The organism is Pseudohongiella sp. (genome assembly GCF_011050365.1).
Classification (GTDB): domain Bacteria; phylum Pseudomonadota; class Gammaproteobacteria; order Pseudomonadales; family Pseudohongiellaceae; genus Pseudohongiella.
In genome coordinates this window covers 87,058-102,060 of sequence record NZ_DRFV01000017.1, presented here as the reverse complement: position 1 = coordinate 102,060, position 15,003 = coordinate 87,058, and the positions used below count along the sequence as shown (strand labels likewise).

Annotated in this window: 13 protein-coding genes and 1 tRNA gene; 12 read left to right on the top strand and 2 right to left on the bottom strand. The window is 57.6% G+C overall.

All coding sequences use genetic code 11. The features are described from left to right. The first annotated feature begins 73 nt into the window (after nucleotides 1–73). Complete coding sequence (locus ENH71_RS15065) at nucleotides 74–2,020, top strand: CASTOR/POLLUX-related putative ion channel (RefSeq protein ID WP_294130621.1); 1,947 nt, start codon at nucleotides 74–76, stop codon at nucleotides 2,018–2,020. Nucleotides 2,021–2,174: 154 nt separating this feature from the next. Continuing rightward, nucleotides 2,175–2,774, top strand: a complete 600-nt coding sequence (locus ENH71_RS15060) for an outer membrane beta-barrel protein (RefSeq protein ID WP_294130623.1) — start codon at nucleotides 2,175–2,177, stop codon at nucleotides 2,772–2,774. A 111-nt stretch (nucleotides 2,775–2,885) separates the two neighbouring features. Here the strand turns inward: ENH71_RS15060 and ENH71_RS15055 are convergent, their stop codons facing one another. Then, complete coding sequence (locus ENH71_RS15055) at nucleotides 2,886–3,473, bottom strand: superoxide dismutase (RefSeq protein WP_294130624.1); 588 nt, start codon at nucleotides 3,471–3,473, stop codon at nucleotides 2,886–2,888. 220 nt (nucleotides 3,474–3,693) lie between these two features. On the opposite strand from ENH71_RS15055, the gene ENH71_RS15050 reads away from it, so the two are divergent. The 10 genes from ENH71_RS15050 to modC all read left to right on the top strand — a co-directional run bounded on the left by ENH71_RS15050 (nucleotide 3,694) and on the right by modC (nucleotide 13,889). Then, entirely contained in the window at nucleotides 3,694–4,473 is a 780-nt protein-coding gene (locus tag ENH71_RS15050) for a methyl-accepting chemotaxis protein (RefSeq protein WP_294130626.1), read from the top strand. Between the two features lie 80 nt (nucleotides 4,474–4,553). Beyond that, a tRNA-Leu gene (locus tag ENH71_RS15045) sits at nucleotides 4,554–4,638 on the top strand. Nucleotides 4,639–4,839: 201 nt separating this feature from the next. Beyond that, nucleotides 4,840–5,574 (top strand): hypothetical protein, encoded by a 735-nt coding sequence (locus ENH71_RS15040; RefSeq protein ID WP_294137925.1) that lies wholly within the window; start codon nucleotides 4,840–4,842, stop codon nucleotides 5,572–5,574. Nucleotides 5,575–5,794: 220 nt separating this feature from the next. Then, nucleotides 5,795–6,952, top strand: coding sequence for a YcjF family protein (locus ENH71_RS15035; RefSeq protein ID WP_294130629.1), 1,158 nt, complete (start codon nucleotides 5,795–5,797; stop codon nucleotides 6,950–6,952). After that, nucleotides 6,939–8,450, top strand: coding sequence for a GTPase (locus ENH71_RS15030; RefSeq protein ID WP_294130631.1), 1,512 nt, complete (start codon nucleotides 6,939–6,941; stop codon nucleotides 8,448–8,450). Before ENH71_RS15035 ends, ENH71_RS15030 begins: the two co-directional genes overlap by 14 nt. Continuing rightward, entirely contained in the window at nucleotides 8,447–10,390 is a 1,944-nt protein-coding gene (locus tag ENH71_RS15025) for an acetyl-CoA hydrolase/transferase C-terminal domain-containing protein (RefSeq protein WP_294130633.1), read from the top strand. The genes ENH71_RS15030 and ENH71_RS15025 overlap by 4 nt, the downstream gene beginning before the upstream one ends. A gap of 142 nt (nucleotides 10,391–10,532) precedes the next feature. Next, a complete protein-coding gene (modE, locus tag ENH71_RS15020; protein ID WP_294130634.1) occupies nucleotides 10,533–11,357 on the top strand; it encodes a molybdenum-dependent transcriptional regulator ModE in 825 nt (274 codons plus the stop codon). Next, entirely contained in the window at nucleotides 11,354–12,109 is a 756-nt protein-coding gene (gene modA, locus ENH71_RS15015) for a molybdate ABC transporter substrate-binding protein (RefSeq protein ID WP_294130635.1), read from the top strand. Before modE ends, modA begins: the two co-directional genes overlap by 4 nt. Before the next feature lie 29 nt (nucleotides 12,110–12,138). Beyond that, nucleotides 12,139–12,825 carry a molybdate ABC transporter permease subunit gene (modB, locus tag ENH71_RS15010; RefSeq protein WP_294130637.1) on the top strand — a complete coding sequence of 229 codons (687 nt, stop codon included), beginning with the start codon at nucleotides 12,139–12,141 and terminating at the stop codon, nucleotides 12,823–12,825. After that, on the top strand, nucleotides 12,822–13,889 hold the full coding sequence (gene modC, locus ENH71_RS15005) for a molybdenum ABC transporter ATP-binding protein (RefSeq protein WP_294130639.1): 1,068 nt from the start codon (nucleotides 12,822–12,824) through the stop codon (nucleotides 13,887–13,889). The genes modB and modC overlap by 4 nt, the downstream gene beginning before the upstream one ends. Nucleotides 13,890–14,007: 118 nt before the next feature. Here modC and ENH71_RS15000 read toward each other — a convergent pair whose 3' ends face one another. Continuing rightward, nucleotides 14,008–14,997 (bottom strand): FAD binding domain-containing protein, encoded by a 990-nt coding sequence (locus ENH71_RS15000; protein ID WP_294130642.1) that lies wholly within the window; start codon nucleotides 14,995–14,997, stop codon nucleotides 14,008–14,010. Between the last annotated feature and the right edge of the window lie 6 nt (nucleotides 14,998–15,003).

Genomic DNA, 15,003 nt, shown 5'->3' with positions numbered 1-15,003 from the left:
GCATTGCCCCGGCCGGTCAGGGCTCCTATACTGATTGCCAGAACAACAATGTCACCCTCAGGAGCCCGCCAGGATGTTTCGACTCCGATTCATAGACCGGTTAAAATTTTTTGTCGAACGCCAGTTTGTCAAAGGCGCGTCCTACCAGCTGTTAGTGGTGGTTGCGGTGATTGGTCTGATTTCCCTGGTGGGCGGCATGCTGGTGTTGCCGCTGGGGGAATACGACGAGCATTTGGGCAATGCCGTGTGGTGGGCATTTTTGCGCCTGACTGATCCGGGATACCTGGGGGACGACGAAGGCACCTGGCGCCGTATCGTGTCGACCTGGTTGACCGTCAGTGGTTATGTGGTGTTTTTGGGTGCTCTGGTGGCGATCATGACCCGCTGGTTGATCGCCATCATGGAGCAACTTGAGCTGGGCCTGACGCCGGTGTCCCTGAAAAACCATATTGTGATTCTGGGCTGGAATAACCGCACTGTGCCGTTGTTACGCGAACTGGTAATGTCGACATCCCGCGTTGGCCGCTTCCTGCGCGAACGTGATATCAAGCGTTTGCAGATTGTCGTGCTGTCGGAGCAGGTGTCATCGGAACAGATTCAGCTGCTGCGCCAGGACCCCGGCATCGGGCGACGGGCCAAACATATCATTCTGCGCAGTGGTTCGGCGCTGCAGCCAGAGGCCCTGCATCGCGTCGCCTGCCTGCAGGCGGCTGCTGTCATTATCCCATTTCAGTCGCATGAGCCCGATAGTCTGGTGACCTCGGATGTGGAAACGGTGAAGGCACTGTTGTCCATTCATGCCCAGGCGCGGGAGCGTAACCAACCGCTGCCCTATGTGGTGACCGAGGTCGAGGATGTGCGCAAGTTCTCGGTGGCCTCGCGGGCCTATCCAGGACCACTGGAAGTAGTGGCGGGTGATGCCACCATCAGTCGGTTAGTGGCGCAGAATATCATTCATCCGGGCTTGTCAGAGCTCTATGGCGAGCTGCTGACGGCTCACGAGGGTAACGAGCTGTATCTGCGGCCGGCTGCACCCTATGCCGGTCTGGCGATAACCGAGGTCGAAGCGCGTTGTCCTGACGCCATCATGTTCGGCCTGATGCGACCTGATGCGGCAGGAGAGTTACATGCCAGGTTGAATGTGCCTTCTGATGAGGTGTTGACGCCGCAAGACACGCTGGTGTTGATGGCACGCTCGTTCGATGAAACCGAACCCCGGGCACATGCCGTCAGCGACCGTCGCGTTCACCGGATTGCAGCAGTGGAAGAGGACACGCCAGGTGTGCAGTCGAAGCGGCTGTTAATACTGGGCTGGAATCGTCGTGTGCCGGCGATCATCACCGAGCTCGCCAGCTATGATGATTATGACTTTGACGTTGATCTGGTCTCTATTGTCCCTGCCAGTGCGCGGATTGCCGATATTTCTCGCTACAGCGACAATGCGGCCCGGGTGGCATGTCAGCATATTGAAGCTGATTATATGGTAGAAGGTGAGCTCCGGCGTCTGCAGCCGGGGCGTTACGACAGTATCGTGTTGTTGTGCAGCGACCGGCTGAGCTCGGGCGAGGAAGCGGATGCGCGGGCCATAGTGGGTTATCTGGTACTGGATGAGATTCTGCAGGACCAGCAGGTGAAGCCGCAGATATTGCTGGAACTGAGCGATCCTGCTAACGAAGACCTGCTGGAACGCAATAGCAGTGAAACCATTATCAGCTCCATGATTCTCAGTCATATGTTGTCCCAGGTAACGCTGCGGCGTGAGCTCAGGCTGGTCTATGATGAATTGTTCACTGCCCAGGGCGCCGAGATTCTGTTCAACGATCCGGATGACTATCATCTGCGCGCGGCAGCCAGCTTTGGTGAGTTCGAAGTCAAGGCAGGTGCCGTAGGTGAGACCGCACTGGGCATTTGCCGGTCGCAGCCCAACGCGCATGGCAAACGGCTTCAGCTTAATCCGCCGCGGGGCAAAGCCATGGACTTGTTGCCGGGCGACCAGCTGGTGGTACTGACCACGTTGTGACGCTTGTGCGGAAAAGGGGCGGCAAAGGGGGCGTAGGAATTTAGCTATCAATCTGTGCTGCTTCATATGCAGTGCGGGACGCTCTGCTATACTCTCGCCGCAGCCGGGCATTCTGGCTGCCTGAACATATAATATGGATGAGGGGAGAGTGTTAATGAGGAATATCAAGCCGTTATTGTTCGCTGGCCTGATGGCGCCGGGGTTGGCGCTGGCAGATGCCAATGAGTACAGTTATGTTGAGGTCGCCTACCTGCAAGGTGAAAGCGCCGGTATTGAGGTCGACGGTTTTGGCATAAATGCCAGTCTGGAGATTGTTGACAGAATCCTCGCTGTGGCCAGTTTCACCGATCTTGGGCTGGATGATGATTCACCGGGGAATGACTTTGACGGCGACATACAGTCATTTGGCCTGGGTTATATTTTCGGTCGCAATGAGACCGCGAGTGTTTACGGCACTGCCAGTTACATCGAATACGACGTTCGCGGTCGTCTTGGTCTTGGTCGTCTTGGCGCCTTTACCTTTGATGAGGACAGCGAGGGTGCCAGGTTTGAGCTGGGTGCGCGTATGAATATCAGTCCGGAGGCGGAATTTTTTGTGGCCGTCAAACATACGGATCTGGGTGCAGGTGACAATGAAACAGTTCCCGGCGTCGGACTTGAATACGAATTTCTGCCAGCGTTGTCAGGTACGCTGACCTACGAGCGGAACTCTGATGAAGATCTGATGGGGCTGGGGCTGCGTCTGATCTTCTGATGTCAAAAGTTGATCAGTAGGTTGTAAATCATCAGGTTATAAAAAAGGCCGATCTGTCAGAGACAGGCCGGCCTTTTTTATCGCTGCTTTGCGGGCATCAGCCCGCGCAAATCACGCCAGATTCTGGTTGGCAAAATCCCAGTTGACCAGATTTTCCAGAAACGCTGCCAGGAAGTCAGGGCGACGGTTCTGGTAATCCAGATAATACGCATGTTCCCACACATCACACACCAGGATTGGTTTGGCGCTGGTGGTCAGTGGCGTTTCAGCGTTAGGTGTCTTGGCGATCTTGAGTTTGCCGCCATCGAGTACCAGCCAGACCCAGCCGCTACCGAACTGACCGACACCGCCAGCGGTAAATTCTTTCTTGAAGTCATCGTAGCTGCCGAAATCAGCGTTAATCTTGTCAGCGATGGCGCCGCTTGGCGCGCCGCCGCCGGCAGGCTTCATGCTCTTCCAGAAGAAATTGTGGTTATAAACCTGAGCCACATTGTTAAACAGCGGGCCGCCCACTTTGGCGCTTGCGCGTACCAGATCTTCCAGGTTATCGGCATCGACGCCGGCATCAGCCAGCAGCTCGTTGCCTTTGACCACGTAGGTGTTGTGGTGTTTGCCGTGGTGGAAGCCCAGTGTTTCTGCGGACATGTGCGGTTCCAGTGCATTGGCAGCATAGGGCAGATCGGGTAATTCTAATTTCATACAAGCCTCGACAAATCAATTGGTGATAGTCATGAATTCAGCTTTTCAGCATAAATCAGTACGGCCCGTGTTTCAAGGTGGCAAAGCCTGATGCGGACGACAGGGGGCGGGATCAAGCGCAGGAAATGGGCACAAGACAGCCTTTGCCGACGGGACCGCATTGCGTCTACAATACAGGGTAACTGTATGTACGCGTACCAAAGCATTGAGGTGTAGAACGATGCGAGACAATGATGACCTGGGTGATATTCCGTCAATGGTGCCCGATCGGGACGAAGTGGTCGATCGACAGCATGCGCGACGGCAGCCGGACCTGGTAAAACCTGTCAGTTACGCCGAAACCATCAAGGTCAGCACCTGGCCAGTGCGTATTATGCTGGGTGTGCTGACATTGGCCATTCTGGCCGGCGCGGGCCTGGCCTACACGGTCTATGAGGAGAATCTGCGACGCCTGGATCAGGCCAACAGCCGAATCCTCGATCTGGAAAACCGGCTGGCCATGGTGGGTGATTCAGCCGAAGAAACCACTGGCAACATCATTGAACGGGTAGACTTCAATTTTTCCGAGATCGACAAGCTGTGGGCGGCTCGCAATGCCACTAACGCCGACGTGACCGACCTGACCGGTCGTGTTGCCATCACCGAGACGCGGTCGCAGGAAAATCTGACCCTGGTTGAGGAAACCAATCAGCGGCTCCTGCAGGCGACCAATTTGGTCGAGGAAAACCGCCGCAGCGTTGCTGATCTGCGGCAGGCATCGGAAACTCTGGCTGGTCGCGTGAATACCATGAACAATACCCTGCAGGAAGTGCGTGGCGTGGCCCAGGACGTAGTCAATCTGCGCGCCGAGATCAGCACCGCCGAAGGTGCTTCGGGTGGCCTCAACGACCGTCTGATCCGGGTTGAAGAGGCTGTCGAGGCGATTGATGCCTATCGCCTGCAGGTCAACCAGACCGTGCTGCGCCTGCAACAACAAATCGAAGACATGCGCGCAAACTGACACTGACAGTGGCCGCATAACTGGTTATAATGCGCCGCTCCTCGCGCCGGAGTCAGCGACACGCTGACCCGGTATCGCAGGCGGACGTGGTGGAATTGGTAGACACGCTGGATTTAGGTTCCAGTGCCGCAAGGTGTGAGAGTTCGAGTCTCTCCGTCCGCACCATTAAAATATCCTGTTGTTCAGTTACATGTGTTTAAGTGATTGTTTCCCGCGCCTATTTCTGACGCAATAAACCCGTTGGCTACTTGTCACCCTTCTCCTGATCTGATTTCATTGGATGCAGATTCCTCGCCTGATCGCTGTGCGCGACATCGTGCATTAAGCAGATTTGTTCCCGAGCAATAAAAACAATGAGGGTTGCCGATGAAGCCTGAACTTAAAACGCTACTTCCGGCTTTGGTTGTGGTTGCACTTCTGCTTTTTGCCGTGAGTTATCAGCAGAGCCAGCAGAGCCAGGAAAGCCAGGAAAGCCAGGAGAGCGAAGATTCGGTGCCGAACGCTGCGACGGCCGACTCTGTCATTGAATCGCGGGTTGTGCCGTCGCAACGCCCGGCCGGAGAGCAACAAGCGGGGTCAGAATCTGCCAGTGGCAGCAGTAGCAACCTTCCCGGCTCTGGTGTAGACGCATCAGGGGCCCCGGTGGCCGGCCGTAACTCAACGGGCCAACGGTTGGATTCATCTGAGCCGGTGCTCAGCGACCGCGTATTCTATGTGATCCAGGAGGCCCAGCAGAGGCAGCTGGAGGATCAATGGGAAGAATCCCTGGCCGAGCTCAATGCACTTTACTCGGATTTCGATTCCATGACGCCTTTTGAGCAGGCAACACTGCTTAATTTTTATACCAATGTCCTTGTCCGGCTGGAAATGTGGCAGGAGTCCATTTCCGCTTTCTCTCTTCTGCTGACAGTTGAAGATCTGCGCCCGGACATTAATTCGCGGGCATTGATGGCGCTTGGTCAACTGCACGCGAGTGTCGATGAAGTTTCTACGGCCATTGCCTATTACCAGGAGTGGCTGGAGTTTACGCGCGGTATGACTGGACTGGAGGCTCAGACCGCAATCGTTGAGCAGCAGCTGCAAAGTTTGACAGGGCGTTGACTAAAAATCATGGCAGGTATCTGACGGCCAGAAACTGAAATGCTGTCGATATGCTCGCCGCCATGATAGCAGAGCGATAACAGGTAGCTTTTGCCGTATGCTCACCTCGACTGTGCCGCACCGCTGGAACCGCCCCCGCATCCCTGCGTATACTGGTGTTATACCATGCACCGGGATACATCATGTGTACAGCCGGACCGTGCACAATCAGGGAGTGCAGATGAACCGATACTTTGAGCGACTCTGGCAACTGCTTGCCCAGAGCAATAGCTCGGACCCTAACGAAAAAAGTGAAACGCACCTTGAGGCCGGGACGAACCTGGATCCGGGTCTGGCCGGGGTTGCCGATGAGGTCAAGCGCACCTTGCCAGTGGTCTGGTTGCTGGGCAAGACCGGCGCCGGTAAATCCTCCCTTATCCGCGCGCTGACCGGGTTGAGTGCGGCGCAGGTGGGTAACGGGTTTGAGCCGTGCACACGCACAGCATTCATGTTCGATTTCCCGGAAGAACTGCCGCTTATGCGGTTTCTGGACACCCGTGGCCTGGGCGAGACCGGCTATGATCCGGGGGATGACTTGCATGCCTGTGAGCAACGCAGCCATGTGTTGCTGGCAGTCGCCAGGCTGGACGACCCCGTGCAGGGAGACGTGGCAGCGGCCATTGCTGCAGTATGCAAACGCCGCCCGGCGACGCCAATCATTGTGGTGCACAACGGTGCGGATCTGCTGCCGGAGGAGCAGACCCGGTTTCGTGCCCGTCAGCAAACGCAGCAGATTTTTGAAAACGCCGCTGGCAAGCCACTGCCTTATGTGGAAACCATGCTGGCACCTGAAGAGTCAGCAGATGACCATAACGGGGTCGATGAGCTGGTGACGCTGCTGGATGATGTAACGCCGGAAGTGGCGTTGCTGCTGGCGCGTGAGGAGCGTCGGGGCGCCGAGCGCACTGCATTTGCCGCACGCCGGGCGGAAATCCTCTGGTATGCCAGCGCGGCCGGCGCCTCGGATGTGGCACCGGTGGTGGGCGCGGTCACCGTGCCAACGCTGCAGGCGGCCATGTTGCGGGTGCTGGGCAAACACTATTGCGTTAGCTGGACGCGGGCACGGATGACGGAGTTTACGCTGGCGTTGGGCGCCGGTGCCGCCTTCCGCTACGGTGCCAGCTACGCCGTGCGTCAGCTATCCAAACTGATTCCGGTGTATGGCCAGACCGCTGGCGCAGCGGCAGCCGGGGCGATCAGTTTTGCCGCAACCTACGCACTGGGGCGCGCGGCCGCCATGTATCTGTTTCGCACCCAGCATGGCGAGGCGATCGACACGGATGAGTTGAGGGCGCTTTACACTGACGCTTTGCGGAGGGCGCGCCGTGAAGGGAAGTGACAAGCTGCGGCAAGCGTTCCTGCGCTGGGACCACCTGCTGGTGGTGCTTGTGCTTGGCCTGCCTTTTGTCCTGTTGATAGCGCTGGGATTTGTCTGGCTGATACAGCAGGGCGCCATGTTATGGTTCCTGGCCATCAGCTTGTTGGTCAGCGCGGTTGTGTTGGTACTTAGACGTTTCCTGCGCAAGCGTTGGCGACGTAATGCCTGGACCGGGGCAAGTGCCGCAGATCTGTCGGTGTCGCCGGATCCGGACTGGTTGCCAACCGAGAAAGCCGTCTTTGCCGATGTCAGTCAGCACATCGCAACGCTCACCCAATCGGCTACGCCCTGGGAAGATCTGCCCGAACAGGCGTTGGAGGTGGTCAATCTGATTGCTGCCGGGTTGGGCGGCAAGAAAAAAACCGCACTGAATTTCACCTTGCCGGAAGCCCTGCTGCTGCTCGAATCCACGGCCTCGCGCTACCGCGAACACCTGCGCAACAAAATGCCGTTCTCCGACCAGGTATCTTTGGCAACACTGTACTGGCTGTGGCGGCAGCGCGACCGGGCCAATGTGCTGTGGCAGATTGCGCATGGCAGTAGTCGTGTGGCGAGGTTTGCAGTCAACCCGGCCGCCGGTGTTTTGCGTGAGCTGGAGCAGCTGATGTCCGGTGAGGATACCGACTATGTCACTGACAACATGATGGGTGTCATGCAGGCCGTTTTATTGGAGGAAGTTGCTTACGCTGCCATTGAGCTGTATTCCGGTCGCTTGCGTTTCTCCGATCAGGAACTGATGCAGATGCGCCTCTCCACCACGGCAGATGACCAGGCGCGACTGGCATTGCCTGACGAACCGCTGCGAGTGCTGTTTGTCGGCCAGACCAGTGCCGGTAAATCATCTCTGATCAACGCGCTGCTGGCGGCAGAACATGCCGAAACCGATGCGGCTGCGACAACGCCTGACCTGGTGACCTATAAGGCAGAGTTTGACGGCACTGCCTGTCACCTGCTCGACAGCGAGGGGCTGGACGGCTCCGCGCGGGGTAATGAACAGATGCTCAAAGAAATCACGCAGTCCGATGTGATTGTGTGGGTGATCCGCGCCAATCGTCCCGCCCGCAATCTGGATGCGGCTTTGAAGTCGCAGGTTGATAGCTGGTTCGAGGCGCATTCCCGGCGACGAAAACCGGTGATTCTGGTGGTGGCCAGTGCCATCGATCAGGTGGTGAAGGAAGCGATCAGTGAGCAGAGTCCGCCGTCAGCAACGGCGCAGGCGACCATTGCGGCAGCCGTCAACGCCATTGGCAGGGACATGCCGGGCGCTCAGGTGTTGCCGGTCGGTATCGGCGCATCGCAGTGGAACCTGGACGCAGTCGCCGATGCTTTACGCACTGAGTTGGAGGAGGCAAAACGGGTGCAACGCAACCGGCGTCGGGTCACCGGCGCTGCCAGCGAAAAGCGTTTGCGCCACCAGTTCAAGAAGGCTGTCCGGTGGGGCAAAGGTAAGAAGTCATGAACAGTTCCGGACCCATGCTGCTGTCAGACACCCGCGCGGCGGTCGATGCTGTCATTGACAGGGTGGGGCACGATATAGTGCTGGGGTTGCCGCTGGGCATTGGCAAACCCTTGCGCTTTGCCAATGCGCTGTATCAGCGCGCCATCGATGATCCGTCACTCAAGCTCCACATCGTCACGGGGCTGTCGCTGCAGGTGCCGAAGGCTGGTTCGTCGCTGGAACGCCGATTTCTAGAACCATTCATACAACGGCTTTATGGCGCCATTCCCGAGCTCGGGTACGCACGCGATGCGGCTGCCGGCAAACTGCCTGACAATGTCAAAGTGTCTGAATTCTTCTTTCAGGCCGGCAGTTTTCTGCATCAGCCGCAGCAGCAACGCCACTATGTCTGTAGCAACTATACGCACGCGGTCAGAGACCTGATGGCGCAGGGAATCAATGTCATTGCACAAATGGTGGTACCTGGCTCTGTTTATGATTCTGACCCGGTCCCGGAAGTGAATGCGGCAGGCGGGCAGCACAGACTCAGTCTGAGCAGTAACCCGGATCTTACGCTGGATCTGATTCCGCTGTTACGTCAGCGGCAGCAAGAAGGCACCCCGGTGGCGCTGCTGGCAGAAATCAATCGTGCCTTGCCATTCATGGGCAATGACGCGGCGGTGGCAGCGGACACGTTTGACGTGGTGCTGGATGAGCCGTCCACTGAGCATCCGCTGTTTTCGGTGCCGCAGACTGCGGTCAGTGCACAGGATCATCTCATCGGTTTTTATGCCAGCACGCTGTTGCGTGATGGCGGCACCCTGCAGGTGGGCATCGGATCCCTGGGCACTGCGCTGGTACACAGCACGATTCTGCGGCATAAACAGAACGCCCGGTGGCGGCAGCTGTATGAGCGGCTCAACATCAGCCAGCGGTTTCCTTTTGTGGCTGATCTGGGCGGCATGGATCGCTTTGACAAGGGGCTGTACGGTTGCAGTGAGATGATGATGGAAGGATTTCTGCATCTGATGCACGCCGGTGTGTTGACCCGCAAAGTGGCGGGCGATGTGGTCATGCATGGTGGCTTCTACCTGGGCTCGAATGCGTTTTACGAGGGTCTGCGCAAGCTGCCACCGGAGCAGCGCGAGCAAATCTGCATGACCAGTGTCAATTTTATCAATGATCTGTTTGACCACCGCCTGGGTGATCAACGCCTGAAGGCCTCACAACGGGTGCATAGCCGCTTCATCAATTCGGCGATGATGCACACGCTGAGTGGTGCCGCGATCTCCGATGGTCTCGACGATGGCCGTGTTATCAGCGGCGTTGGCGGACAATACAATTTTGTTGCCATGGCCCACGAACTGCCCGATGCGCGCTCCATTGTCACCCTGCGCAGTACCCGGGAAAAGGGAGGCGAGGCGCAGTCCAATATTGTGTTCAACTATGCCCACTGCACCATACCCCGCCATCTGCGTGACATCGTGATTACCGAGTACGGTATTGCCGATCTCAGGGGCCAGCCGGACGAGGAGGTCTACTGTCGATTGATCGGGCTGGCCGATGCCCGCTTTCAGGCCGGGCTGCTGGCACAAGCGCAACAGGCGGGCAAAATCGCCACTGACTTTAAGCCACCGGCGCACTGGCAGCACAATACACCGGATACCATTCGTAGCGTGCTGTCGCAGCAGGATAGCCGTGAGCTGTTTCCCGCCTTTCCGTTCGGGCATGATTTTACCGACCATGAACTGCAGCTGAGCGCAGCGTTAAAGGCACTTGAGGCGGGCACCGCAACGCGTACAGACAAAATTATGACCGTACTCAAGGCCCTGGTTTCTGTTGGCAGGGTGCCTGATCAAAACGCGCTGTTGGCCCGGATGTCGCTGGATTCACCCCGCAGACCGGGAGCCTGGCTGGAACGGCGCCTGTTGCTCCATGCCCTGCGTACCGAGTCGAAATAACCCGCCTGTCATTATTCTCCGACATCGATTTCATGTAACAAAGCGCGGTTTTGCGTCGAATGCTTGCAATATATAGCAAGGTATATATCATTGCTTTCAAGATATACCTGGCTATATGTTGGATTGGGGGCAGTGTATTGATATGGCAGCAGATCGTCAGAAAAACACCTCGCAAAGGGTAGGTGAGTTTGTGGCGCCCTTGTCGCTGGCCACCGATCTCGGCGAAATATCACCGCGCCGTCTTGCGTTGCTGATGGCCATTGCCGAACACGGTTCCATCAGCGCTGCCGCCAGGCATGTCGGGATGACCTACAAGGCCGCCTGGGACGCTGTGGATGCGATGAACAATCTGGCCGGCACCGTGCTGGTAGATGTGCAGCATGGTGGCCGTGGCGGTGGTGGTGCGCGGTTGAGCGCAGAAGGCAGTCAGGTGATCAGGGATCTGAGTCGTTTGCAGAGTTTACAGAGTGAGTTTATGGCCCGGTTGAAGGCTGAGGGTGACCTGGGCAAATCGCTGGCGATGATGAGGAGGCTGAGTATGAAAAGCAGCGCCCGTAATGTGCTGGCGGGAACGGTGCAGAGTGTGCATGAGGGCGGCGTGAGCACTGAGGTCAATTTACGTCTGCCGGGCGGCGACACTCTGCATGCCATCGTCACCCGCGAAAGCGCTCAAGAGCTGACACTGGAGCCGGGTCGTGAAGTTCAGGCCATCATCAAGGCGTCCTGGATTATTCTGGCGCTGGCCAGTGACAACATCCGCACGTCGGCGCGCAACCGTCTGTGTGGCAGCGTGACCCGTATCGTCGCCGGAGAGGTCAATGCCGAAGTGGTGCTGGCACTGGCGGGCGGCAATACCCTGGCAGTGATTATCACTCGGCCGAGCCTGGATGAACTGGCGTTGAGCGAAGGCACCAAAGTCTGTGCCCTGATCAAGGCGTCGCATGTCATTCTTGGCGTGTCATCATGAAACTGATGCTTACCTTGCTGCTGAGCATTGGTGCGATGTTGTCGGCACCATTGTCATATGCCCAGCAGATGACGATTGCCGCCGCGTCGTCTCTGCGTCCGACGCTGGACAGGGTGGTGGCGGCGTACAAGTCAGAGTATCCACAGCACGACATCGTCATCATTTACGGAGCCTCTGGCAGACTGACTGCACAGATCCTCAATGGCGCGCCCTTCGATTTTTTTATGTCTGCCGATATGGACTTTCCCCGGCGGCTGGCTGACGAAGGCGCTGCGGCAACCGAGCCGCAGGTCTACGCCAAAGGCCGGATAGCGCTATGGAGTTTCAATGTTGACGCCTCCGCCATGACCCTGCAGGATCTTGGCGCTGAGCGCATCGGTAGAGTAGCCATCGCTCAGCCCACCGTGGCGCCCTACGGTCAGCGTGCCCGTGAAGCCATGCAGGCAGTTGGTGTATGGGATGATGTCGAAGACAAGCTGGTGTTTGGTGAAAATATATCCCAGGTTGCACAGATGGCGCAATCCGGTGCTGCCGACGTCGGAATCATCGCGTTGTCGCTGGTGAGGCAGCCTGAGCTGGCCGCACGTGGTTATACGGTGATCGACGCGGCACTGCATCAGCCGCTGGAGCAGGGTTATGTTGTGACCCGCCGTGGCGCCGACAATGCAGTCGCCGCGACGTTTACGCAGTTTCTGTCAACGCCTGCCGCTCAGGCAGTGTTTCGCGACAACGGGTTTGATGTTGATGATTGACGCGGCGCGACAGTGGAGTAACAGCGACCATGTTTGAGTTGAGTGCTGCCGACTGGCAGGCGATCCAGCTGACACTGACCCTGTGTTTTTTTACCACTGTGATACTGCTGGTAATTGCCACGCCACTGGCCTGGTGGCTGGCCAGTGGGAAATCAGCGTTGCGTGTTGTGGTCCAGACGGTGGTGGCACTGCCGTTGGTACTCCCACCCACTGTGCTTGGCTTTTATCTGTTGGTGACACTTGGCCCCCGGGGGCCTGTCGGCAGTACGCTGGAGAGTATGGGGTTGAGCCATCTGGCGTTTTCGTTTGAAGGTATTTTGCTGGCTTCGGTGCTGTACTCGATGCCGTTCGCAGTGCAGCCTCTGCTGGAAGCGTTCAACAATCTGGGGCGACGCCATGTGGAAGTGGCGTCGTCGCTGGGTGCCGGCATGGTTGATCGGTTTGTCACCGTCATCCTGCCGCTGTGCCGGGGCGGTTTTATTGTCGCGGCAACGCTGAGTTTTGCCCACACAGTGGGTGAATTCGGGGTGATTCTGATGCTGGGTGGCAGTATCCCCGGCGAAACCAAGGTGTTGTCGATATTGATCTACGAGCATACCGAAGCCATGAATTATGCTGCTGCGCACCGGCTTTCGCTGCTGCTGGTGGTGTTCTCGTTTGTGGTGCTGTTTGTGGTGTACAGCATCAATCGCCGATTCCAGGTGGCCAAAGTATGAGCCTGCAGATAAGAGCACAGCTGCAGCGTGGCGATTTTAAACTCGATGTCGATACCCGATGGCCGGCGCAGGGCGTGACCGCGCTGTTCGGTCGCTCCGGTTGCGGCAAAACCACTCTGCTGCGCATCATCGCTGGTCTTGAGCGGGTCAGGAACGCACAGGTATGGTTTGGTGATGAATGCTGGCAAAGCGACTCGCATTGGCTGCCGGTGGAAAAACGTCGACTGGGACTGGTGTTCCAGGAAGCCAGCTTGCTGCCTCATTTGTCAGTGACTGGCAATCTGCTCTACGGTTACAAGCGCACACCGCCTGAACTGCGCCGTCTGCAACTACCGGAAGTCAGCGCCATGCTGGGCCTGGAGTCATTATTGTCGCGCCCGGTCGATGAGCTTTCAGGGGGGCAAAAGCAACGCGTGGCGCTGGGACGGGCATTGTTGTGTAGTCCTCAACTGTTGCTGCTGGATGAGCCTCTGGCAGCGCTGGATACGCAGACCAAACGCGAAATCATGCCCTTTCTGTCGCGGCTGGCGCAGGCGTCCGGTATTCCCATGGCACTGATTACCCACGCACCCGACGAGGTGCAGCGCCTGGCCGATCGCGTGGTGTTTATGCGTGATGGCCGGATCGATGCGCTTTGTTCCTTGCAGCAGGCGTTGGCCAAACCGGACTCCCCGCTGTTTGCCGACGAAGGGCCGTCATCGGTGCTGGAAGGTGCCCTCGGGGCCGCCGACGAACACGGCATGCGGTTGTTCGGACCGGAAGGCTCGCAGCTGCGGGTGCAGGCGCCCGACGCTACTGTTAGCGGTCCGACCCGGCTGCGCGTGCTGGCGCGCGATGTCAGCGTTGCGCTGGACGATCCGGCGCGTATCAGTATCCGCAATCATCTGGTGGTGACCATTCGTCAGTTACATGAGCTGCCGGACAACCGTGTCCTGCTTGATACCACTCTGCAGGATGGGCAAACGCTGCTGATCGAGATCACGCCATGGTCGGCGCAACAATTGGGGCTGGCGGCCGGGCAGAGCGTTTTTGCGCTGATCAAATCTGTGGCATTGATGCGTTGACGTGATGACGGACTTGACCTTGGCTTACTATTCAAAAGTGGTGGGCAACAAAAAAGGCAGCTGTCCTTGCGGGCAGCTGCCTTTTTTGATTGAAACGTCTTAACGCTTTGGCAAACGCTTACGCTGTCAGTACACGCTCAACAAGACTGTCCATCAATGGCATCTTGAAGTGGTTGTGCGTCAGCGGCTGAGCGCCTTCACTGGCCATACCGGCAACCATGTCGGCTGTCGCCTGGTTACGTGGCTGACCCTGAATGGCCTGCTCAACAGAGCGCAGACGACGTGGCGTACATTCCACGGCACCACAGACCAGACGTGATTCCTGAATGTTGCCACCTTCGGTACGCATGACTGCGGCCATGCTGACCAGGGCAAAATCCCAGACATTACGGTCGGCCACTTTCTCGTAAAAATACTCGGCATTTGCCCATTTAGCCGGAATTCTGACCGCGGTCAGAATCTCGTCGGGTTCCATGACGGTGGTGCTGGTGATGTTAATCGCGGGTCCAACAAAGAAGTCCTCTGCTGAGACTACGCGTTGACTGCCTTCTCGATTGATGACCATCTGTGCTTCCAGAGCGACAAGGGCAGGGCCGGTGTCACTCGGCGTGACGGCAACGCAACGGCTGGCATTGAACAACGCGTGCTCGCGGTTCTGTGCTTCCGGTGTGTCGGCATAACACAGGTTGCCACCGGCACGGTAGCAGTCCAGACCGCGTCGGTAGTACCAGCAGCGCACGTCCTGAGACACGTTGCCGGCGATGGTGCCGACATTGCGTATCTGTGGACTGGCCACTGCTGATGCTGCTTTTGCGAGCAGTTCATAACGCTCACGGATCAGCGGGTTGCTTCCGATTTCGGTCAAGGTAACCAAGGCACCGATTTCGATGCCATCACTGGTTTCCCGGATTCCGCGCATCGATTCGATACCGTTCAGGTCAATCAGTGCCTCTGGGCGTTTGGCACGGTCTTTGATCCACCCGTAGGTGTCCTGACCGCCACCGAGCAACCATCCTCTGTCTGCCAGACGGGAGGCGAGGGCTAAAGCGTCCTCAACCTGCACCGGCTGGTAGAGCTCCATCGCTGGCATATTGTCATAAGCTGGCATAATTTA

Coding starts and splice junctions, on each gene's coding strand:
- ENH71_RS15065 (WP_294130621.1), top strand. CDS start 74: ATGTTTCGACTCCGATTCATAGACCGGTTAAAATTTTTTGTCGAACGC.
- ENH71_RS15060 (WP_294130623.1), top strand. CDS start 2,175: ATGAGGAATATCAAGCCGTTATTGTTCGCTGGCCTGATGGCGCCGGGG.
- ENH71_RS15055 (WP_294130624.1), bottom strand. CDS start 3,473: ATGAAATTAGAATTACCCGATCTGCCCTATGCTGCCAATGCACTGGAA.
- ENH71_RS15050 (WP_294130626.1), top strand. CDS start 3,694: ATGCGAGACAATGATGACCTGGGTGATATTCCGTCAATGGTGCCCGAT.
- ENH71_RS15040 (WP_294137925.1), top strand. CDS start 4,840: ATGAAGCCTGAACTTAAAACGCTACTTCCGGCTTTGGTTGTGGTTGCA.
- ENH71_RS15035 (WP_294130629.1), top strand. CDS start 5,795: ATGAACCGATACTTTGAGCGACTCTGGCAACTGCTTGCCCAGAGCAAT.
- ENH71_RS15025 (WP_294130633.1), top strand. CDS start 8,447: ATGAACAGTTCCGGACCCATGCTGCTGTCAGACACCCGCGCGGCGGTC.
- modE (WP_294130634.1), top strand. CDS start 10,533: ATGGCAGCAGATCGTCAGAAAAACACCTCGCAAAGGGTAGGTGAGTTT.
- modA (WP_294130635.1), top strand. CDS start 11,354: ATGAAACTGATGCTTACCTTGCTGCTGAGCATTGGTGCGATGTTGTCG.
- modB (WP_294130637.1), top strand. CDS start 12,139: ATGTTTGAGTTGAGTGCTGCCGACTGGCAGGCGATCCAGCTGACACTG.
- modC (WP_294130639.1), top strand. CDS start 12,822: ATGAGCCTGCAGATAAGAGCACAGCTGCAGCGTGGCGATTTTAAACTC.
- ENH71_RS15000 (WP_294130642.1), bottom strand. CDS start 14,997: ATGCCAGCTTATGACAATATGCCAGCGATGGAGCTCTACCAGCCGGTG.